8 protein-coding genes are annotated in these 24,127 nt (G+C 43.3%); 3 read left to right on the top strand and 5 right to left on the bottom strand.

The genetic code is table 11. The annotated features are described in order from the left end of the window. Positions 1-2,330: YDG domain-containing protein (locus tag Q1A41_RS13470; RefSeq protein WP_299979918.1), on the top strand; the 2,330-nt coding region annotated here is incomplete at its 5' end. Positions 2,331-2,361: 31 nt separating this feature from the next. Here the strand turns inward: Q1A41_RS13470 and Q1A41_RS13475 are convergent. Genes Q1A41_RS13475 through Q1A41_RS13495 form a run of 5 tightly spaced genes read right to left on the bottom strand, consistent with a single transcriptional unit; the run spans position 2,362 to position 20,413 of the window. Then, positions 2,362-5,370, bottom strand: coding sequence for an EAL domain-containing protein (locus tag Q1A41_RS13475; protein ID WP_299979921.1), 3,009 nt, complete (start codon positions 5,368-5,370; stop codon positions 2,362-2,364). Next, the gene (locus Q1A41_RS13480) at positions 5,363-14,956 is read right to left on the bottom strand and encodes a DUF4347 domain-containing protein (RefSeq protein WP_299979924.1); all 9,594 of its coding nucleotides are present in this window, start codon (positions 14,954-14,956) and stop codon (positions 5,363-5,365) included. The genes Q1A41_RS13475 and Q1A41_RS13480 overlap by 8 nt, the downstream gene beginning before the upstream one ends. 8 nt (positions 14,957-14,964) lie before the next feature. Beyond that, positions 14,965-16,434 carry an efflux RND transporter periplasmic adaptor subunit gene (locus Q1A41_RS13485; RefSeq protein ID WP_299979927.1) on the bottom strand — a complete coding sequence of 490 codons (1,470 nt, stop codon included), beginning with the start codon at positions 16,432-16,434 and terminating at the stop codon, positions 14,965-14,967. A 28-nt stretch (positions 16,435-16,462) separates the two neighbouring features. Continuing rightward, positions 16,463-18,628 carry an HlyD family efflux transporter periplasmic adaptor subunit gene (locus tag Q1A41_RS13490; RefSeq protein ID WP_299979929.1) on the bottom strand — a complete coding sequence of 722 codons (2,166 nt, stop codon included), beginning with the start codon at positions 18,626-18,628 and terminating at the stop codon, positions 16,463-16,465. Then, entirely contained in the window at positions 18,629-20,413 is a 1,785-nt protein-coding gene (locus Q1A41_RS13495; protein ID WP_299979932.1) for an HlyD family efflux transporter periplasmic adaptor subunit, read from the bottom strand. 592 nt (positions 20,414-21,005) lie between these two features. Here Q1A41_RS13495 and Q1A41_RS13500 point away from each other — a divergent pair. Together Q1A41_RS13500 and Q1A41_RS13505 are read left to right on the top strand one after the other, a co-directional pair. Continuing rightward, positions 21,006-23,444: a TonB-dependent receptor gene (locus tag Q1A41_RS13500; protein ID WP_299979935.1), complete on the top strand. Its 2,439-nt coding sequence runs from the start codon at positions 21,006-21,008 to the stop codon at positions 23,442-23,444. 128 nt (positions 23,445-23,572) lie between these two features. Further along, positions 23,573-24,127 carry a gluconate 2-dehydrogenase subunit 3 family protein gene (locus tag Q1A41_RS13505; protein WP_299979938.1) on the top strand — a complete coding sequence of 185 codons (555 nt, stop codon included), beginning with the start codon at positions 23,573-23,575 and terminating at the stop codon, positions 24,125-24,127.

Below are 24,127 nucleotides of genomic sequence, written 5' to 3' on the forward strand. Positions count from 1 at the left end.
AGCAGATCACCGTGACTGGCACAGCGGCCGATAAAGTCTACGACAGCACCCGCGATGCCGACATTACCGCAAGTACTGCCGACTTTATCGCCACTGATAATATTAGCCTCACTGGCGCTAGCGGCAGCTTCTCGGATAAAAACGTCGATGACAACAAAGATGTCACCATCGGAGGTTATAGCTTAAGCGGCACCGACGCCGGCAACTATGAAATTGCCAACAGCACTGTGGTGGTTCAAGCCGATATTACTCCGTTTGAAATCACCGCCAGCAGCACCGCTGATGATAAGACCTATGACGGGAATGACAGTGCCGATGTAGACTTGGCCTTAAGTGGTGTCTTCAGTAGCGATACCGTTACCGTAAGCTCGGCCAGCGATACCTTTGATAACAAGAATGCAGGTGAAAATAAAACCGTTACTTCTTCCGGCGTGACCTTGGGTGGCACCGACAGCGGCAACTATGTCTTAGCTGAAACCACACTCACCGACACGGCGGACATCTTTAAGAAAGACGTTACCGTAACCGCTTCTGTCGAAGACAAAATCTATGACGGCACCACCGTAGCCGATTTCGACATCGACAGCAGCGGTACCATCATTAGCGGCGACGATGTCACCATCGCCGGCAGCAATGCCAACTTTAGTGATAAAAATGTCGGTGATGATAAAACGGTTACCTTTGGCGATCTCACCATCAGTGGTGGCGATAAAGATAACTACAACATCACTATTGCCAATACTGATGTGACTGCGGATATCACGGCTAAGCAGATCACCGTTACTAGTACGGCGGCCGACAAGACCTACGATGGCAACACATCGGCAAACGTTGATTTGGAACTTTCTGGAGTCATCAGTGGAGATACGGTGACCGTTAGCTCATCATCCGATAGTTTTAGTGATAAAAATGTGGGGCTCGATAAAACTGTTACCTCTACGGGTATCACCTTATCGGGTAGTGATGGCGGCAATTATGTCCTAGCTGAAACCACTATCACAGACAACGCCGATATCAATGTAAAAGATGTCAGTGTCAATGTTAGTGTGGCCGATAAAGAATATGACGGTACAACCATCGCCAGCTTTAATATTGATAGTAATGGCGAAATTATCGCTGGGGATGCTGTTAGTATCAGCAGCGGTACTGCAAATTTTGATGACAAAAATGTAGGTCAAAATAAAGCCGTAAGCTTCGGAGATCTGAACATTTCAGGGAGCGACGCTAGCAACTACAATATTACCATTGCCAATACTGATGCGAGTGCAGATATTAACGCTAAGACAATTACCGTTAACAGCACAGCAAGTGATAAAACCTATGACGGTAGCACCCAAGCTGACGTGAGCTTAGAGCTTGAAGGTATTATTGCAGGTGATACGGTGTTGGTAGGCGCCAGCGGTAGCGCATTTGACGATAAAAATGTTGGCTCTAACAAGACAGTGACCACGGAAGGCTTGGTGCTGTCAGGCTTGGATAGTGGAAACTATGTTTTAGCAAGCGATAGTAGTACGGATAACGCCGATATATTTGCAAAAGAGATTTCGGTAAGCACAACTGCAAGTGACAAAGTATACGACGGTACAACTGTTGCCACTGTAGACTTTAATCTCACAGGCTTGGAAGAAGGCGATACCGTTAGCGCGTCTTCAAGCAACAATAACTTTGACGATGCGAATGCAGCTATTGATATCAACGTTAGTAGTACTGACATTGAGCTTTCGGGCGCAGACGCCGGGAACTATGTATTAAGCAATACAGATAGCAATAGTACAGCAGATATTACGCCAGCGGACCTTACTATTCGTGCAAACGACGATAGCCAAGACTCCGGCCCAGCATACTCTGGTGGCAATGGTTTTACCGCCACTGGTTTTGTAAGTGGCGAATCGATAGCTAACTTAAACGGAGAAGCTAGTTATGGGGGTAGCTCTCAAGGCGCGGCAAGCCCAGGGAACTACAACATCAGCATTTCTGGATTCGAATCTCAGAACTACGATATCAATTTCGTCGACGGTAACTTAGAAATTACTCTTGCATCAAACAGCGGTGAGGGGGCAAACAACCCTGTTGCACCTGGTGGTGGTATTCCTCCGCAAATCTCCGCGCCCGGCGGTTTAGGTATTCCTCTTGGCCCCACAGCTTCAGGTGGTGAAGGCGATGAAAGCAGTGTAGACAGTTTACTAGAAGGGGACTTGTTGGTCTTTGGCGGCGGCAGCAAGCGCCCAGGTGATGCCTCCCAATTGGGAAGCCTCGAAGATCTATGCACCCAGGAGCCAAGAGAAGTGGAGCTCGAACAATGCCCTGATGACAATACAGCTGGCAAATAGGGTCGATCTAAAACAGAACAGCCACTCAGTGCTAAATAATGCCGCTGAGTGGCCCAACTGTTTCGCCAACATAGGGGCGAATAATATCCCCACTTTCATAATAGAGCTTACTACTGTCGTAAAGCGTTTTGTTGTTGAGCAGCTTGACTACCTGTTCAGCAGAAATTGGTTTTTCCAAGAAAAACCCTTGTGCTTTATCGCAAGCTAGGGCATGTAAGAATGCAAGTTGTTCTTCTGTCTCCACGCCTTCGGCGATCACGCATAAATCCAAGCTTTTAGCCAATGAGATCATTGATTTTACAATAGCCGCATTACATTGATCAGTATTTAACTCACTGATAAAAGACCGATCAATTTTAATCGACTCTATAGGAAAATGCTTGATATAGGCTAGCGAAGAATATTCAACACCAAAGTCATCAAGGGTTATTTGTATACCGGCATCCGAAAGAGACTCCATCAAGCAAACCGCAGCATATTTGTTGGAGATTAATACTGTTTCGGTAATCTCAAACTCAATATTGCTTTTCGGGAGTTTCACCTCATCGAGTAAGGCGATCAAGTTTTGGGCGAGCTTCTGATCGTGAAATTCACTTGCTGATAAGTTTACTGCTATCTTATCTACGCTCAGGCCCAATGATTGCCAATGATGAAAGTCTTCTGCTGCCTTTCGAATTACCCACTCGGTTATAGACCCTATTAGCCCGATCCTCTCCGATAATCCAATAAATTCAGCAGGGGAGACAATTCCTAACTCGGGGTGTTTCCACCGTATTAATGCCTCTAAACCGTAAACTTGCCCAGTATCTAAAACAACTTTAGGCTGATAGTGCAAGAAAAATTGTTCGTATTCTATCGCCTTATACAAATCCGACTCTAAGGTAAACTGACGCTTACAATTCGCATCAATTTCTTGGCAAAAAAACAAAAACCGTTGTTTTAATTTGTTTCGTTTCGCTTCTAACATGGCCTGACTGGCGAAGCGAATCAAATCTTCAGGGTTGTTTCCATCAACACCTGCAATTGAAATACCCGCGTAGCAGTCAAGAAAGACGTCATGAGAGTTAACAAGCTCTGGGCGACTAAGATCTACAAAGATTCGGTGCATGATATTGCTAATGTCGGTTTCAGCCGCCACTCCAGGAAGAAGCACAACAACATCATTGGTACTAATCTGTGAAACACTGAAATTTCCACGCTCATCATCACTAATAGCGACGGTATCAGTTTCCCTGAGCATTTTACTTATTCTGCTTAGAAGCTTATCGCTTAAGTTTTCAGCGTGACTAATTCCCATGGTTTCATATACATATTGGATTTCATCACAGTTAAAAACTACGATAGCATTCGTGTTTTCTCCACGCTTTGCGGACTTTAGAGCTTGATTGATTCTATCCAAAAACACTGTGGTTTCTACTGTTCTTCCTAAGGAGCTTCCCACAAGGGATGTCTCGACTTTTTCACCCGAATCAGTACTGGCTACTTTATATTCAAGTCTAGGCTTTGATTTAATAGCTTCTTTCTTAATAGTTGAACTGTCCGGATTTGAACTATGCTCTAACTCCTTAGACCAGCAGATGGCCCTGTTCCGGCCCGTTTGCTTAGCCTTGTAAAGTGCCATATCTGCTCGATCAATAAAATCGGCGGCATCAATTCTTTCATCGTGAACACCAGTAAGACAACAGCTGATGCCAAAGCTTGCCGTAACAGGGATATGATTATCACGTTGACTATGGTGGCTGCTTTCAATCGCTACACGTATACGCTCTGCGGTAGCTAAACCAGCTTCTTCGTTAGAACCAGGTAGAATCAAGAGAAACTCTTCACCACCGTAACGGCCAACTAGATCATTTGGCCTGCTGTGTTTTACAAGCGTATTGGCCAAAAGTTTAATAACATTATCACCTTCCAAGTGCCCATAGTTATCATTCACTCGCTTAAAGTGATCAATATCAATCATTAAACAACATATAGGTTCATGAGACTCATAGGCAGAGATCATGCTTGCATCGAGGTTCTGCATGAGAGATCGGCGATTCAGCACCCCTGTCAACGAATCCCTAGTCGCGAGATATTTGAGCTCTTTGTTCTGCCGATTAATTTCGCGCTGACTTTTATCAAGCTCTGAAATTAACCTTGTTAACTCTTGATTCGTTTTTTCTACTTTTGAAATATCATCAATAGTCACCAACGCTCCCATAAGCTCGCCATTAACCCCTAGTATGGCAGAAGCATTAGTTGAGAGTGATGTCTTTAGCCCGGATTTACCAACATAGGATAGCATTACCGAACGTACACTTTCTCCGCTGGATAAGGTCTTGAGCCAGGGCAAACCTGCTTCTTTGTTGATTTCATCAACTTCCCAAGCTAACTGCTGACTCTGTTTCGCCAACAGTTTTTCCATAGGGAGGTGCACAGTTTTACAAAAGCTTTCATTTGCAAAGACGATTTTATTATCTGTATCAACAATCATTAAACCCTCGGACAGGGTATCTAATGCAATTTTGACGCGCTCTGGAATCACACTTTCAGGGTTTATCCCCTCCATCACGCGACGCAAGAAAATGATATAAACTAAAAATCCGAATAGAACAATAAACCCAACAAACAACAAAGCCTGACCAAACCAGCCTTCTTCTGTACCCGCTCTAAATCCAATTTTTAGCTCACCCTCACCGCCCCAATTAAAGAGCGCTAAAGGTACTTTATAGGCGTCAGCATGATCTCTATTATTGTAATCACCATAAACTTCTATTTTCTCTCCAGTAGGATCTAACAATACAGCATAAGAGACATCTACCTCTTCTGCTTTGGCTATCGCTCTTGAGAGATTTGGCTCACCAGATATGAGCGATTGAGCAATTTCATGAACAGCGAGCTTTTCGAAGGATTTGCGAGCTTTGTTTATGTCAACAGAGCTTTGAGGTTTGATACCTAAGCTATCTGCAACAAAAAACAACAATAAGCTTAACAGGGCTAAACCAAAGCTAATTCTATAAATAGGCTCTTTTATTAAGCTATCTAAGCTTTTTTTAATCATTACTGCTCTCTTCTTCCTTGGGTTTCTCTGCTCGTCCCTTAGAAGCGGACTTATTTCGGCTCAAGATTGGCAATGGATCTATTTCATTCCAAAGAGGCCGGATGGATATCATGGCCGCCAGCAAAGATCCCGCTCGTGAAAGCCACCAAAGAAGTCCCAAACCTGCGCCAGCACCAAATACCTTTCCAATTGTCGCTGTGGCCGAATCTTCTTCATTATTCTCAGAGTTGTCACTATTTCTATCCCGCGCATCATCAGTAAACTGGTAAGCAGCTTTGTTATAAGCTGCTACTTCTTCTGACATCGCCTTGCTCAACGCCAACTTACTTTTCATCTTGTCATACTGTTCCTGCTGATTGTCCCTATATATATCTTCGCCCTCCAAAGAAGAGGGAGGGGCAACTACTTCGTTCAATTCATCTATATCAAAACTATTTAGAACAAGCCTGGGCTCAGGGTCCAGTTTGGTGTTTATCTGGACCTCTGGAACAATCGATTCATCTTGAAGGTTGTCATTATCAGATCTTTCAGTTTGTTCTACTCTTGGTATATTGCTGTCTTTATTCACCGGATTTTCATTTTCTGGCGTTTCATCTAAATCCGACTTAAGATCAATTACCGGAGCCAAGAAAGGCACTATGGATACTTCTGCATTAGCTAAGGAAACCCAAAAGCTATCGCCTTTGCCTGTATTTCCCATATCATTTATTTCTACAGAAATTCGCATGTTTTGTTCAAGGTTGTCTGTAGACCTGGCCTTTATAGAGGCTTGATCATCGAGGAAACGATTTATGGCTTCTAATGTTCCAGAAAGAACAATCGTCTCACTTGATTTTTCTATCAATCGTAGATCCGAAGCCATCTTTGCCTCAATCTCCCCGTTTCCTACTAGAGAGATTCTTAGCTGCAATTCTGTATCGTAGGCATCTATATCCTGGGCCGATATCTTTTCCAAACTGACATCGAACCAACTAAGGGCTTGTTCTTCGCGATTTTCAGGTAATTCACCTATGTTGCTAGGCAAATCATTAACGGCTTCAACATTGATTTGAATAGTGTAGCCTTCAGACCATTCACCAAAACTATCAGCTACGCGAAATCTAATGCTATCTAAAGCAATACCGTTTTGATCGCTAGCGGGTTGATAGCTTAAGTTTCCATTTGTAATTTCTTGTGGATCAATAGTTTGCTTATCTGATAGCTTTTCACCGTTCAGGAAGAGCTGGCCTGACATAGCTCCGGCGTCGACTTCTACGATGCTTAATGAATCATTATATTTATCGATATAGACAAATTGATCTAAAGACAGAATATAGCCTTGATCCTCATCGATTACGATTAAGCTGTTTTCACTATCTGGCGCGATATTTGACGGTTTTAAATCTAAAGTAATAAATACACTGTCGCTTTTCGCTTGACCTCCGCTAGACCCAAGATCGTTTATGGTAATTTGAAGGCTTTCATTTTCTTGGTGTTCGAAACTATTCTTGTAAATCAGGGTTTGAAGGGTCGCATTCAAATCGATGATGTTTCCCTGCAGAACAATCGCCTCTTCTGAAGAGGAAGCTTGTACTGAAGCTTGGCCTTGCGGGCTGATTTCTATACTGCCGCCACTAATCGTAATGCTAAGCTCTAAATTTGATACGCCTGCATCGCCATCGCTTAGAGCAATCTCTGTAATAAGTTGAGATTCTGTATTAATTTCTATCGTACTTGGAGCGCTGATCTGTGGTGCTTCATTGTTGGCGAGAATCACGATATCAATTGATTCATTTGTCGTATTGACCGCAGAACCAGAATTTATTTCTACAACACTTATCGTTATCTGATCTTCTAGCGTATCTACCGATATCGAAGGGCTAATATAGCTTAAGCTGCTTAGCGCCGCCTGTACTTCAGCCAAACTACCGCTTAGGCCAAGCTGATTACTATTATTTTCACCGCTAGTAATTAAAGAGGGGCTTACGTTTTTTATATAAATATTACCTTGCTGACTGCTTATTTGAATGTTGTATTCTTCACCATCAACATCAGACAAGCTCACCGCTATATCTCTATTACTGCTTTCGATAAGACTTATCGAGGTATCAGTAGTGATAATGGCTATATCATTTACAGCGGTGATATCGACAGCTACTGAGCCCAAAGCAATTTCTGTAGTGAAGCTTGGGCCTTCGGCAATGGATAAACTAATGCTATCGGCGGCTGGGCCATAGTTATTTTCAATGCTATGAATATAATTCAAGCCGCTACTATTGTTTAACCAGTTGTTGATATCTGCAAGGGCACCACTTAACTGAACTATCCCAGCATTTGTGAACACTACAGTTAAGTTTGTTGTATCACTTACGCTCAGCTCACCGTTGGACGCCTGGATAGTAAGTTGATAAGTGCTAGCGCTAGTGTCTGCATCTTGAATTTCCACTACGCTTAAATCTAAGGGGCTTCGTACATCCTCAACAACAGTGAATCGACTGGGTAAGCCTCCCACATTATTAGGGTCAGCTCCAGTCGCCACAGCATTAATCGTTACGGATACAGTCGCCGATGTTTCTTGCGCAACGCCACCACTATTACCCAGATCATTGGCGATAATGGTGAGCGTTTCTGTAACCGTAGTACTTAAGCCGCTTGGTGAATCTAAACTTAAGCTCGCCAGTGCTGTATTGATATCGATTATGCTGCCAATCAGCTCAATACCCGTTACCGTATTGCCACTACCATCTGTAAAACTCACAGGGTTTACGGCAAGCCCTGTCGTCTGCCCAAGTTGTAGTGTTCCTTGGGTAATGCCCACACTGACACTGATTTGTGCACTGCCTGCATCCACATCGCTGATGCTTATGCCACTTAAGATTATTGAATCGCCGCTGGTGACAGAAGTAGATGTTGGCGCGCTAATAATTGGGGCATCATTATCTGCGCTGATATTTACATCGATAGTTTGGCTGAGTACATTGTCAATCGTGCCACTGTTTTCTTCACTCAACTGTACAGTAATTTGGTCAGCTTGATTTCCATTCAGATTCGCTGGGCTGTTATAGTTTAAATTGTCTAAGGCCTGCTGTAATTCAGATAGGCTGCCACTCAAACGAATAAAATCACTGTTATTACTACCAGCACTGAGCAGACCTACATCTAAACCAACAATGTTTAAGTTGCCTTGCTGAACACTAAGCTCTACATGAAAGCTATCGCTATCCACATCGTTAATGGCAATGCCTGCGACCACCTGACTACTGTCTTCGGATAAATTAATTGAGCTAGGTGTACTAAGCGTCGCTAAATCATTTACAGCACTTATATCAATATCACTAGAACCCAGATCAATGCTCGTGCCAAAGCCTGGACCTTCGCTGATACTCACACTCAAACTATCAGCTGCATTACCAAAACTGTGCTCTGTATTGTGCTGATACAACAAGCCATTACTGTTTGATAACCACGCATTAAGATCGCTTAAGCTGCCACGGAGCTGCACCGTGCCAGGGCTTACAAGATTGACCGTTAAACCAGTCGCTGAGTTAACTTGGAGCTGGCCATTATTACTGCTTAGTGTTAACTGATAGTTGCTAGCACTGCCATCTGGATCCACCAACACAATCGTACTTAGATCTAACGGGCTTAAGGTATCTTCAACAACCGTCAAGACTGACGGTAGGGTGCCGCTGTTGCTTGGATCTGTCATTACCTGTGCAGCGCTAATCGTTACAGATACAGTCGCCGATGTTTCTTGCGCAACGCCACCACTATTACCCAGATCATTGGCGATAATGGTGAGCGTTTCTGTAACCGTAGTACTTAAGCCGCTTGGCGAATCTAAACTTAAGCTCGCCAGTGCTGTATTGATATCGATTATGCTGCCAATCAGCTCAATACCCGTTACCGTATTGCCACTACCATCTGTAAAACTCACAGGGTTTACGGCAAGCCCTGTCGTCTGCCCAAGTTGTAGTGTTCCTTGGGTAATGCCCACACTGACACTGATTTGTGCACTAGCTGCGTCAGCATCGCTGATACTAATACCTGCTAAAGCTATCGAATCACCGCTGGTAACAGAAACGGTTGTTGGTGCACTGATGACAGGAGCATCATTATCCGCGCTGATATTTACATCAATGGTTTGGCTAAGTACATTGTCGATGGTGCCGCCATTTTCTTCACTGAGCTGCACAGTGATCTGATCGGCTTGGTTACCATTTAAGTTTGCAGGGCCGCTGTAATTTAGATTATTGAGCGCCTGTTGCAAGTCAGATAGTTTGCCGCTTAGGCGAATAAAATCACTGCCGTTGCCACCAGCACTGAGCAGGCCTACATCTAAACCTACAATATTTAAGCTACCTTGCTGAACACTAAGCTCTATATGAAAGCTATCGCTATCCACATCATTAATAGCAATGCCCGTGACCGACTGGCTACTGTCTTCAAGTAAACTAATTGAACTCGGCGTGGTAAGCGTCGCTAAATCATTTACAGCGCTAATATTGATATCGCTAGAACCCAGATCAAAACTTGTACCAAAGCCAGGCCCTTCGCTAATACTTAAACTCAAGCTATCAACCGCGTTACCAAAACTGTGTTCTGTATTATGCTGATACAACAAGCCATTACTGTTTGATAACCAAGCATTCAAGTCACTTAAACTGCCACTTAGTTGCACCGTAACCGAGCTTACAAGGTTAACCGTTAAACCAGTCGCTGAGTTAACTTGGAGCTGGCCATTGTTAGTGCTCAGTGTTAACTGATAGTTGCTGGCACTACCATCTGGATCTACCAACACAACCGTACTTAAATCTAGCGGGCTTAAAGTATCTTCAATGGCCGTCAAAATTGACGGTAGGGTGCCGCTGTTACTTGGATCACTAGCTTGAGGAGAAACATCAATATCTAGTACATGGCTAGACTCCAAGGCTGCACCACCGCTGTTGCCGCCGTCATTAATGATTATGCTCAATGAGTCGGCGCCCGCACCCACTGGATTACTCGCCGCCGTATAAGTCAAGCTATTCAAAGCCTGGTTAATATCATCAATACTGCCGCTAAGTTCAAAACCATTGACGGTATCACCGTTAGCATTTGTAAACACTACTGATATGACCGTTAGCCCTGTTGTTTGAGTAAGGAATAAACTACCCGTCTCAACAGCGAGCCTAAGCGATACATTGGCCGAGCCCGCATCAACATCTTCTACACTGATACCATTTAATGGTTGGTTTTGGTCAGCCGTTGCAGAGATTTGAGTAGGTAAGGTGATAGAAGGAGCGTCATTCTGAGCGGCAATATTGATATCTATATCGGCTATCTGCTGTACCGCTAAATTATCCGAGCTTACTTGCTCTAGACTTATCGACAGAGTATCCGCAGCGATACCGTTGGTATTTTCAACGCCGTGCAGGTAAGTAATGGAAGTCGTATCATTTAAAAGCTGATTAAGATCAGCCAGTCTTCCAGAGACAATTACCGAATTAGATCCGCTGTTTTGAATCGTTATGGGCAGTGTGCTATTTACGTTTAGATTTCCCCCGCCAGAGGTGCTTAAAGTCAGAGTATACTGCGAAGTACTGACATCCCAATCCGGATCCGAAAATTCTAGAGAGCTCAGGTCAATAGGGCTTGATTGGTCTTCAGTTACATTTAATTCGCTGGGTATGGTACCCGTATTTGTAGCTGGATCTGGAGTCGGTATTATATTTAAAGTGGCAACTTTAGAGGCTGTCCAAGCAGGGCCACCGGTATTCCCTTGATCATTAACCGCTACTTTAATGGAGTCAACACCGTTGCCATAGAAGTCTTGATTAGGAGTATACTGCAAGCTACCAATGACGTTATTAATGGCATCCACAGAACCTACTATGGTAAGCCGATAAATTGTGCTCCCATCTTGTTGGGTAATTAGGCTACCGTTACTGTTTACGCCCATAGTTTGAGTTAAGGTCAAACTTCCATAGTGTGCTTCTATGGTGACACTCACATCAGCGCTGCCTGCATCTGAATCGGCTATTTGAATGTCTGTAATATTTAGCGTGGAATCTTCATTTAGTGTGTAGTTATCCGAAAATGAAACAGTAGGTGCATTGTTTACCGCTTGTATATTTACATCGATAGCTTGTAGAACCACCGTAATACCGGTATTGGAGACAGATAAATCTTGATCGGTAATCTGAATAGAAATTCGATCAACATTGTTACCACTTAGACTCAAGTCTGGGTGCGAATATTCAACGCTATCTGACAAAGATAAAAAAGTGTTTAAAGTATCTTTATCTGCGCTAATCATATACGCGTTTGTCGCAGAATCATGAGTTATTGACACGTTTGCAGCGTTGTTAAAATTTAACTGGCCGCCATTTGTAGGCACTAAAGCTAAAGTTAAAATCCCACCTTCTATATCATCAACACTAAAACCGCTAAAATCAATGTTACTTGTCTGACCTTCTGTGACCGAAAGGGTGTTCAAGTAGCTTCCACTGGTAGTAGGCGCATCATTCTGAGCGCTGATATCAATAACTATTTGCCCAGTAGTTGTCAGAGCTGGCCCACCATTACTACCCAAGTCATTCACACTAATAGCAATACTGTCAGCCGACGAGCCAGAGACATTGCTGGCAGGACTGTAATTGAGCGCCTGTAAACTAGAGTTTACATCGGGTAGGCTGCCCATCACGGTAATCGCTGTAGAATCATTACTTCCTGCAACTACAGTAAGGTTACTTAGATCTAGGTTTAACAAACCACCTGTTGTGGTCAGCTCTACTTCCACATTTCCGTTGCTTGCGTCATCTGTAATCGATAAACCATTTATTACATTTAGAGCACTATCTTCGTTTACTGTAATAGTTGCAGGCGCAGTTATTACAGGAGCGGTATTTTCAATTACATCTACATTAAAACTATCAACATCTGATACAGTTACACTACCTACAACAAAACTTACATTGACTTGATCGAGGCCTGCCGTATCACTGTTATAGCTTACATTTCCAGCCGTATTTAAGTAGGCATTAACATCATCAATATTGCCATTGACAATAAAACCATTTGCAAAAGTCTGAACACTTACACCTGTGCCCGCTAGGCCGCTAAACTCGCCGTTTGTTGAACTTAATACCACTCGCACAAGCTCACCGGAATAGTCAGCATCACTAACTTCTAAACCGCTAAGATCCAAAGCTAAATCTTGATTCAGTAAGGCGGTAGCATCGTTTAATGGTGTTCCTGAATTTACAGGGAGATCATCGACAGCCGTAATAGTGACAGTACTTTGCTCTACAACAGTGGCCACACCTCCGCTGCCTTGTGCACCACTATTACCATCACTAAAGGTCCAGGATAGATTAACACTTGCAGGCGGGGCATCAGAATTGTTCGCATAGGTGATTTGACTGAATATAGCATCGACATCTTGCGAGGTAGGAGTTTCGCCATTGGCGTCGGTAAAGCTAATAGTTATCCTACCCGCCGTAGAATTATCAACTGTCGCTATCGCTTGTCCATTCTTAATCAGGCTGGCTCCGGCAATGGCAAGCAGGTCTTCTGAATTTGCCCCCCCTTCGCGCTCTAGCGTTAGACTGGCCCCAGCATAATTACCTTGGCCGGAATTAAGAGCGTCCAGCTCCGCATCGACAATATCGATGCTTGCGTCTAATACGATCGGCGCTGCGCCTTCTACATAGGTCGGCTTATCATTGATGGTGCTACTCGGTGCAAAACTTTGGTCTAAAACTCCATTGGCATCCAACTTAAAAACTAACGTTCTGGATTCACCGCTTTCTGAGAAATGACCTATTACGATAATGCTGCCATCCGGCAATACTTCAACGGCCTCAGCAACAGAGTAACCACCAATAGGGGACTTATAGACACCGCCATTGGCAAAGCTTGTATCTAAGGCGCCAGATGAGGTGTATTTTACAACCGAAAAATCATTACCAATCCAACCGGCGGTTATATAACTACCATCAGGCAGAACTTTGACATCCTTTGCATAATCACTGCTGAAAAGTGTCGGCTCGTTAGCTACGCCGTTATTTCCGAATGAGCTATCAAAACTACCATCCAAATTGGCTCGAACGAGCGTCGAATTGTAATAGCCACTTAGCGTCGAGGAACCGGCAACAACTATTTTACCGTCACTCTGTTGAATAACAGAATAAAATGCATCTATGCTATTCGTTCCTAAATCATCTCTTACAATATTAAAATTGGGCCCCGCGCTGCCATCTTGTGACAGGTTAATCATTAAAAAGTCATAGCTGGTATCTATTGAGTGGCCCACTATCACCAAGCTACCATCGGCTAAACGTGTGACGGCTTTTGCCAGGTCTGTATTCCCGCTAACATCGATACTTAGCTTACCACCATTGCCAAAACTTGGGTCTAATAGACCGGTGCTATCCAGCTTAATGACACCTACATCTCTACCGGCTTCACCGACAACAATAATGCTACCATCGGGTTGAACTATGACATCTCTCGCATAGTCATCGGCGTCTGCAAAATCTACCTGTGTATAACCAGAACTACCAAAGCTACTGTCTAAGCTACCATCGTCATTCAACCGAGCGACAACAACATCATCAGTGTAGTCATTGCCAAGACTATTCAAGCCTGGCCTACTGCCGACTAATATAATTTTTCCATCTGCTTGCACAGTAACAGCAAAGCCTTGTTCGCTTGCAGAGCCCAAATCTAACCTTACAACACCATCTGTGCCAAAACTTTCGTCAGGCGTACCATCGCTATTGTAGCGAGACAATAGATAATCCCAGTTAGTATCATTGGCATACCCCATGACCAGAACTTTTCCATCTGCCTGTACTAAACCGTCGTTGATAATATCTATATTGCCGCTAGTATTAACCAGAAGCTTGCCATCAGGTACTTCAAAAGTTGGAGCGGTATTTGGTGCCAGAACAGATGCATAGACTTCAGCAAAATTTTCATCGAAAAGATTATTGTAAGCAGAATGATCCTTGCCGTATTCTAAAACCCAGTCACCACCGAGCTCCGAAAATCCTGTAGTATCCTCGCTAGCAAATACCGCTCGCCCTACAAGATCCGCCAAGCTATCAACAAAATCGTTATTTTCTGAAGCGACATCGCAGCCGTATAAATGAATTGCAGCATTCTCGGAAAGAAAGTCCTGCCAGCTTGATATTTCTTCTGACCGCGAAGATAAAAGCGCTTGATTGATGGTGTCTGAACCCAACTGAAAACTGCCAGGCTCACCATGTCCAATTAAATGAATAGCTTCAATATTGTTCATTGAAGCGATGTGCTGTCCTACAAAGCTTAAGCCCTGTACCTCTACATCGATTACTAGATATTCAAGATTTCTAGGGCTATTTTCTAATTGATCAATGATCAACTCTAAATCCGCCACATCACTGTTGATAAGTACCAACTCTTTATTATTTGATCCTTCAGCTATTAAGCCTAGCATTTCATCAGATACGAGTTGATGATGCCTATCTTCATCTGGCCCCATCACCAGATCGGCCAAGGCCGTATCAGCAGAATACAGAAGCCTCTTAGCAAGAGGCTCAATTATAGGTTTTCTATATGTGCCGGCCTTAGTAAATTTCATATTGCTGCCTATAAAGCACAAGGGCTAACAGAAACAGCTGAATTTTTCGCGATGACTGACAACCAGCTATTTTGAGTTTCACTTTTAGCTCTTGACTCCAAAAAGTTTTCTGCTTTAAACCGCTCTACAATTTCGGCCTCTACTTTACCCACCGTTAATTCTGATAATCTTGATTTGGCTGCGGATTTTTTACTATATAAACCAAACGAAATTCGTCCTGAATTATCACCCTTAGCGATCAAAAACATATCATTCAGGCCTTGAGACTTCAGCTCGCCAACATCCGCAAGACGATAGTTTCTAGCTGTACTTAAGACCATAAACTGACTTGCAACAGAGTGATCTTTGAGCTTAGCCTCAAGACCATATTCCTTTAATTCTTCACGCGTCTCGTTCAAGCTTCTCGAATTACTAAATGGGCCAAATCGATAGCAAGTCAAAGGAGGGTCGCTCTGCTTTAACCTAGAATCAGTTTTGATTAATCTTAATTCACTGGGTTCATCACTGGCTTTTTCGGATATCGAACTTGATGTCGGTCTTTCCTTGAGCTGCTTACGAGATGATTCACTAATTTCACCATCTGATACTGAGCCAGAAGAGTTTGCTAAAGTCAGATCGGGCTTCGCCAAGCTTTCACTAACTGCCGCCTCCGTATCTTTTACTGCAATATAAGTTTCTGGATCAACTGTCGAGGAAAACTTTATTCGACATCTAACTCCAGCAGGAATAGTGAGCTCATCGTTTTGCAAGCTCAGCCGCACGCTAAATGTCGAGCTAGGTGCATCTGCAACCTTATCAACCAAACTAATTTGCGCTTCATAATTCGGTTGATAAGCATCTACACTTAAACCCACAGAGGCAAGCTGACCAATTTCTAGCCGCCCCATAAGCTCAACAGGAAGAATGGCCTGCACATGCAATGGATTAAGCTGCGCAACACGTACGATTGGATTCTCGTCAACAAATTCGCCAACAGATTTATATCGCTCCATCACTACACCATCTATCGGGCTCAATATGGTTTTTCTACCAACAATCGCTTTGGCCTGATCGTACTCTAGCTGCGCCAGTTGATAGTTTTCTTTTTCTTGCTTTAATCTAAACTCTGCTATTTTTGAATCTGTTCTAATTTGATCTAAATCTTGCTCGGATATTGCTGAAGTACTTGCAAGAACACTATTACGCTGATCCGTTCGCTGGCCAAACTCCGACATCAATTGATGCAAATTCATCGAGGTTTTTGAGTTCGCCTGGAACCTCTTTAACAACATAGCTTTTTGCTCGACACTGGATTCCAACTTGGCGATAACTTGCCCTTTACTAACCGCCTGGCCTCTATCTACAGTTATCTTGTCAAGAACCCCGGGAACTGGACTCCCAATATCACTGATGAGACTGGGCTCCAACATGCAGTCATACTCTTCTTCTAATAAGTTAAATTGTGCTGCAGCTTCCAGGCACTGGATCGAAAAAACCATTGCTATTATTCTTTTGATTTTCATATTCCTATATAGATACTAATTTCTCTGAGAATGTCTGTTTGAACTTTCTCGAGAGCAATTCATATAATGATGCTTCTTCAAAGTTCAACTTTATAAAGGCGCGATCCCCAATTACACTTTGCTTTAACGATGGCAACTTTATTTCTAGGATAATGAGCTCTCTATTGCTCACATAGCTACCTTTGCTGTTATCAAATTGAGATATAATTTGCCCTCCATTTTGAAGTGATAATGCCTCATGAGGAAGATTTAGAGTTGCTTTGGGAAATACTTTTATGAGCTCGCCTTGATGCTCTTCAAATGGCCGGCTGGCCAACCTTACTGTTACAGACTTTAACTTATCTCTAATAAGCTTTAGGTAGTCTTGATTAACTGCAGCTCTTATCAGGGTTTCTTGGTCTTTTAACACATATGCAATTAGCTGACCTTTTTCAAACCAGCGCCCCTGCAAAAGGTAGTCATCCGACAACACCAGCTTTCCATCACTATGGCTTTTAACTTCTAGCTTACCCAGCAAGCTCCTTAATGCACCAAGAGCTTCCTTTTGAGCCTTAATTTCCTCAGCAAAATCAAGCCTCTGCTTTCTTTCCTTGAATGAGGCAAAATAGTTTGTTTCTAAGATTTTCAGTTTCGAGTTTTCGAGAGAAATCCTGCGCTTTAGATCCTCTGACTCTAATCGAAATAGTAGTTCTCCAGAAGAAAGCTCAGCACCATTATTTATATGAGCTGACCTTAAACGAGAATACTGAGGCGCAAGCACCTTGGAGTTGTGGTCAGCCCAGCTTACCCCCTGAATAGTTTTGCTATTTTTCAATGGGATATAGAAAATAACAATCATAGTGGCAGCTATCGCCAAACCTACCCTAAATGCCGCTATTTTTGATTTCGGTCCTTGCAAAACATCCTGAATAATAAATTCATAGAAACTGATTAACGGTTTAATCAGTTGCTGATAAACCAGAAAGCAAGATAATATTACACCAACCGCGAAAAACGTTTCGATAAGATACGATGCGATAACATATGAGAGTATAAGCCGGAAAATTATTGTACAGTGGCCAAATATTAACAGTATTTTTTTTATTTCATCGGCTTCTATTTGCGTTATAGGTTTTGCAAATATCAAATTTTTATAAAAAAATTTGCAGTATCTTCTAGATCTGTCAAAAAGATCTGGTATTTCAACCATATCTTCGAGTACAAAATAGCCATCAAATTTGAGAAGCGGGTTTGCATTGAAAAATACACTCGATGCGAAACCGACTACCGCCAAGCCAAGGCATGCATGCTGAATTATCTCATTTGAACTCAATAAATAGATGCTCAAAGCAATGCAGGAAAGCAATAACTCAGTGTAGATCCCAGCTAGGCTGATCATTATACGCTGCCACTTGCTATTCAAAGTCCAAGCTGCACTCGCATCGACATAGGGTATTGGCATAAATACCATTACTGTTAAGCCACACTCTACAGAAGGCTTGCCATAGCTTTTTAAACAAACACCGTGCGCTAGTTCGTGAATGAACTTCAAAAATATATAACTTGCTATAAGTAGAAGCGCATTATTGGCTAAGTAATTCTCCGCCTCATAAAGATCACTTTTTATGTCAACGTAGCTCCCGATCGCAAATAAACAAGTCAATACTATGAAAGCGAGACCGCTCCATAATAATGGCTTAGCTAGGAAAAACGGGAGCTTCTCTAAAAACCATTCAAACAAACTATTAGGGTTAAATAGAGGGATTTTTATAGCTAAAGGATTAAATAGATGCTCTGTATTACTACTTTTTCTTTCACGTTCTTTCTGTTGAAGAAAATCAGACGTATTGAGGTTTACTCCCGGGGCTAATATCTTGAGCTCTAGTAATCTCGATATTGTTTCAACCATATCCGATTGACTATATTTTTCATCTTGCTTGTAGTTGCTCAGATATGTGTAGATGTCTTTTACACTGCGCGATCCGTCAAATTGGCTAATGATATTGAATGTTTTTTTATTAACACGTATAGCTTGCTTGCGCGCAGTGTCTGATAGCACATACCAAGGTTCACCGCGGAACGAATGGAAACTTACGTCTACGTGTGCGTACAATTGTGGCTTATAGCCTGAAACCCGATTCCACTGCGTGTTTTGGCCAGGCAGATCTTCAAAAAACGGCGTAGTTTCCATCTACCAACCAACTCCTTGCCAAAGCCACAATCGAATACGGGTTATCGTATTTCTAGTCCAAATCCAAAGCAGAGAATGTTTTGCCGCGGAAATCTGAGCATAGCCCCTTAAGCCGGGCTTAAGGTCACTGTTTTCATCGTCCAGCTTCGCTTCTATTCTGAATACATTTTTCTGATCTCTAATTTCAGAAACAGGGTGGACGGACAGCAGGCTAAAGTTCCAAATTTTATCGGGAAAAGCAGTAAATCTAATATTACCTTTTCGCGCATCTTTTAGTTCGCCCAAGTCATATTCACTGACATACACAACAACTTTGTAGTCATCTACTGCCGCTAGCTCATATAAGACTTCTGCGGCCTTAACAGGAGCTCCGATACGCTGACTCATATCGCCCTGCAACACTATGCCATCAAAAGCCGCTCTGAGTTTTTGTTGGCTTAATTTATATTCAATTATATCGATCTCGGCCTGGGCCTTTTCCATTTGGGCTCGATACCGTGCGAGTTTTACCCTATCCCTCTCTGACAAAGCTGCTTGGTACTGGCTTTTTATTGACGCCAAGCTCGCTAGTTGCTGTTTCTTTTTTAGGTCTAGATTTAAATCATCGAGTCGTGCCAGGACGTCCCCGGCTTTAACAGTATCTCCGCTGCGATAGAATGCTTCTTTGATGTATCCATCATGGGGCGCCACGAGTAGCTGCTTTTGCCTACCCTCGACTTCCGCTTCCGCCTTGATTTCTAGAGTTCCATCAATATTTCCAGCAATTATCAGTAATACAGCTAGCACGCTACTTATTACTGCTAATCTTGCACTGGCTATTTTGGAATAGATTTTTCCAATAGGTTTTTTCTCATATTGGACTTTTAGTCGAGCCCCCAAGACTTTATTCAAGGCACTAGGCAGCAAGGAAATACTTTCAATATCTTTGGGAGAAAACGCTTCTTTTTTTTGCAGCAGCAATACCGCCATACGATTGCCATTTTCAACAAATGGAATCGAGCAGAGTGCACTTTGTGTATCTTGTCCAAATCTTTGGTGCTCACGTTTGAAGCTTGGAGCATCTTCGATAGATGGGAAACTTATTAGGGCTTGCTGAGCAAAAGATTCATCGCGAATTCTTTTAAGTTGCAGCTCTAGATCACTATTGCTCAGCACGTCTCTAGGTGGATAACTCAACGCCTTAGCGGCTTTAGTACGCCCAGTGCTAAGCAAGTACACCATCTCACAATTGTACTGCAGACCGATATGCTTGCAGAGCTCCAAAAGGCAATGCTCTAAATTATCGGAACTGAGTAGAGATTCCACCAGCATTAAATTAGAGACAGACTTATGCTGCTGAGCCTTCAAGATAGCCAGGCAGTTGCCGCCCCATTGCAATAAATGAATCATGGCTTGCCGCTGACTTGCCGGTCTATTTTCGGACAGTACCCACAGCATATATTGCTGATTTTCGACCTTAATAGGGCAGGAGATGAGATCCTGTGACACCCCGGCTATTTCACAAATATTGGCCTTATTAAACAAGCCAGGCTCCGATCCTAACTGGCTTTGTAGTTCAACAAGAGCGGGGGCAGGGGCAGGCTTGGGCCAACTAGCAACACACTCGATTATTCCACTATTTCTTTCAGGGTATTTTAGAAGGGACGCGCTAGTGCACGATGCCAACATCTGGCATTGCCAATCTAGCCAGTGCTGATCTACCTCAACATAGGCCTCAATGGTGTTTCTTAAGCTTTTAGCAACAAATCCTTTTGCCGCTTGGGTTTTAACTTCAGGGCGCGTCATGCTTTGCCTTTTATAGTGCCTCAACAACCAGCACTAAAGTGCCAGGATGTATAGGAAATGTACCGAACTTTGGGTATTTATAAAATAGTTGGCGGGGCAAATTTCGCGTTATTTTTTGCGACGGATGGATGATTTAAAGGACATTAGTTATATTGAATATTCTGTCTGTATATATAGTATGTTTTTAATTTCTTTATCTATGGTTTTGCTTATTTCTTAGGATGTTAGCCTATAAGTTACTGTCAGTTTAGACAGCTTTATTTTTAGTAAACCCACTCAATTTCCCGCTAATCTTTAGCCATTTTGAGCCCTCACTTTGTCCACATAATGGACCTCTAATCACTCGCACTTTCTTAGCTTACAAATTATCTGTTTTCACATGCTTCTTAAAAACCTATGAAAATTCATATATTTAGAGGCGAAAAAAATCCTATTTGCCAAAAATTAGTTGTTTACATATAAAACACTTATGTTTAAATTAATATTGTAACGCTTAAATTAACCTGTAATTTATATTCAATTTACTTTGAAGCCAGGCAGCGTTAATGCCAGAACATAATAAAAACCAGAGCATCCAAAATAGGACAGCACGATGACTTTCAAAAAGAACGCCCTAAGTTCCACCATCGCTTTACTCAGTACCGCCGTCATTAGTTACTCTAGCCAGGCCTCTGTTCTTGAAGAGGTAACCGTAACCGCTCAGAAACGCGAGCAAAGCCTGCAAGACGTGGGCATTGCTGTAACCGCCTTTAGTGGTGATCAAATGTCTGCTCTTGGGGTAACTCAAAGCCACGATATCGCCACATTTAGCCCAGGCGTACACATCTCCGGCAATATGGCCGGCCAAAATACCCAGTTCACCATTCGTGGTGTAACTCAAAATGACTTTAACGATATTGTTGAAGCTCCAAATGCGGTCTATCTCGATGAAGGTTACCTAGCTATCGCACAAGCTCAAACCTTCGCCGTATTTGATGTAGATCGAGTAGAAATTTTGAAAGGACCGCAGGGCACTTTGTTCGGCCGCAACGCTACCGGTGGCTTGGTGCACTACATTTCACGCAAAGCCAATATGGAAGAAGTTGAAGGTTATATTGATTTAACTTTTGGTCAATACGATACACCAGCTAACGCCAATAAGTGGACCTTAGAAGGTGCTGTTGGCGGTCCTTTGACTGAAAAGCTTGGCGCTCGCGTCGCCTTCAAAACTAATCAACAAGACGGCTACCTAAAAAACCTTTATCCACAAGGCGCTAATTCAGATTTACCTGGTGGTGGTTCTCCAGGTAACGGCGCAGGTGCCGACCTAGGGGGCGACGACACCAAAGCTGCGCGTCTTAACCTCACTTACGAAGCCAGCGACGATACCACGATAAATTTTTCAGCTAACTACGCTAGCTCAAAAAGCAGCACCGGGCCTTATCAATCTAAATCCACTATTGCGGTGCTTGATGCCAATGGCGAATTGATCAATGTAATTGATACCCCCGCTGGAGAAACCCGTTTAACTATTCAAGGCGATGGCGACGGTGGTGCCGACGTCATTGATGGTGACCAATTTATTCCTGGCGGTGCGATCGGTTTAGCTGGGCGCCCAGTGCCCGGCGGTGATTTCTTTGGTTATGTTGATCAAGATGGTGCCGATTTTACTTTCTCTGGAGACTTTGCTTTTGAAGATCAGGGCTCTACTGATACTTGGGGCTTGAACTTCAATATCGCTAAAGAAATAAACGAAAACGTCACCATGACGGCGATAACCGACTACAAAGATTATGAGAAACTATTGTTTATTGATGTCGACGCCGCGCCAATAAATCAGCTGGCTAACTATGCCGGTGTTGATGCCAGTAGTTTCTCACAAGAAATTCGCTTTAATGGTGAAAGTGAAAGCAGTCGTTGGGTTGCCGGTTTGTTCTATCTGAATATCGACAACCATTCCGACAATGGCTTGAAGGCCCCTGTAAACAGTATCGTTGACGCTTTGTTTCCGCCTGTAGATATCGGTGTGCAAGCTAATCTAGAAACCAACTCTTATAGCGTATTTGGTCAGGTAGAATACGACATCAGCGATCAGCTTATGTTGACCGCAGGTTTACGTGTGATGGAAGAAAAGAAAGATTACGATGTAGAAATCGGTGTTTATCTTTCTGAAGGCAATCATACGGTTAACCAAGGCTCACCTATTCCAAACGCCTTTGGCGCAGGTTCTCCGTTTAACCATGACTTAGAAAGCTCTGACACTTTATGGACAGGTAAAGTGCAGTTAGATTACCGCCCAACAGATGATTTATTGATTTATGCCGGTATTAATCGTGGCGTGAAAGCAGGTAGCTTTAATGCGCCCTTACTTGGCGCCTACTTAGGTTCTGGCGGCGAAGCTGCACTACCTTACGACGAAGAGATTCTAATGGCTTATGAGGCCGGCTTTAAGGCGACTCTGGGCGATGGCAATACCCGCCTAAACGGATCGGCTTATTATTATGATTACAGCGACTATCAAGCATTTTTGTTTGTCGGTGTAGGTGGTGTAGTTATCAATGCCGACGCCGTCAACAAAGGTATCGAGCTTGAGCTAATTACTAGCCCTGCAGAAGGCTGGGATATTTTATTAAGCGCTTCATACCTGGATGCCACTGTAGAGGACGTATTACTACGCTCCGGCTCGCCACTACCACCACGTGATGTTCGTCCAACTTACGCGCCGGAGGTTCAGGCTACCGCTTTAGTACGGTATGAATGGGAAGCCATGGGTGGCATGATGCATGTAGCGGCCGATGTTAGCTATTCGGACGAGTTCTATTACAACCTGCGTAATTTTGACGCCGATAAATTCGACAGTTATGTGATGACCAATGCACGTCTTGGTTGGGCAAGCGCAGATGATAAGTGGGAAGCGTCTCTTATCATGCGTAACGTCACCGACGAGCGTGCAGGGGTGCAAGGCTTCGACCTGGCAACATTGTGTGGTTGTAACGAAGTTTCATATCGCGACCCACGCTGGACTGGCGTTAATGTAAAATATCGTTTTTAATAAAGCTAAAATGGGGCTTAGCTACAAGCAAGCCCCATTACTTCAAACAATAATAACGTATAGCATTCTTACACTCACAGGCATTATCTGTTTTACAGGTTGGTCTATCTAAGATGTGAGCATGAACCATGATTAAACGCCGAAAGTTCCTCCAAGCCAGTGCATTGGTATTTGGTTTCAATGTCGCCGGCAGCCTCGTCAATTTAAGCTGTGCACAAGCTGCAGAGCTAAACATTCCCTATCAAGTTTTTAGCGAATCCGATGCACAGGATCTAGCTCGTCTAGGAGAAGGGCTGGCAACTGGCGCAGCAAAAGCTGGGGTCGCGCACTTTATCGATCAACAGTTACAAAGGGACGGACAAGCAGATTGCTTATTGATGATTCGTTACCTAGGCGTAGCGCCACCTTTTAAGAATTTTTATCAAGCGGGCCTCAAAGCTGCTCAAGAGGCTTCCCTTAAAACTTTTAGCAAACCCATCGTGCAGCTGAGTGATAGTGAAATAGAACGTTTTATTTCCCAAATGGCAAGCGATGCTCTCGAAGGCTGGCAGGGACCGCCAGCCTCTTTTTTCTATTTTGTTTTGCGCGCTGATGCGGTAGATGTTGTATATGGCACCGAGCAAGGTTTTGCAAAACTCGGCGTTCCCTATATTGCCCATATAAAACCAACAACAGCCTGGTAA

Origin of the sequence: uncultured Pseudoteredinibacter sp. (assembly GCF_947502065.1) — a bacterium.
Classification (GTDB): Bacteria; Pseudomonadota; Gammaproteobacteria; order Pseudomonadales; family Cellvibrionaceae; genus Pseudoteredinibacter.

Bases quoted from the DNA above. Each gene is read 5' to 3' on its own strand.
- Q1A41_RS13500 (WP_299979935.1), top strand. From the start codon at position 21,006: ATGACTTTCAAAAAGAACGCCCTAAGTTCCACCATCGCTTTACTCAGT.
- Q1A41_RS13475 (WP_299979921.1), bottom strand. From the start codon at position 5,370: ATGATTAAAAAAAGCTTAGATAGCTTAATAAAAGAGCCTATTTATAGA.
- Q1A41_RS13505 (WP_299979938.1), top strand. From the start codon at position 23,573: ATGATTAAACGCCGAAAGTTCCTCCAAGCCAGTGCATTGGTATTTGGT.
- Q1A41_RS13490 (WP_299979929.1), bottom strand. From the start codon at position 18,628: ATGGAAACTACGCCGTTTTTTGAAGATCTGCCTGGCCAAAACACGCAG.
- Q1A41_RS13495 (WP_299979932.1), bottom strand. From the start codon at position 20,413: ATGACGCGCCCTGAAGTTAAAACCCAAGCGGCAAAAGGATTTGTTGCT.
- Q1A41_RS13485 (WP_299979927.1), bottom strand. From the start codon at position 16,434: ATGGTTTTTTCGATCCAGTGCCTGGAAGCTGCAGCACAATTTAACTTA.
- Q1A41_RS13480 (WP_299979924.1), bottom strand. From the start codon at position 14,956: ATGAAATTTACTAAGGCCGGCACATATAGAAAACCTATAATTGAGCCT.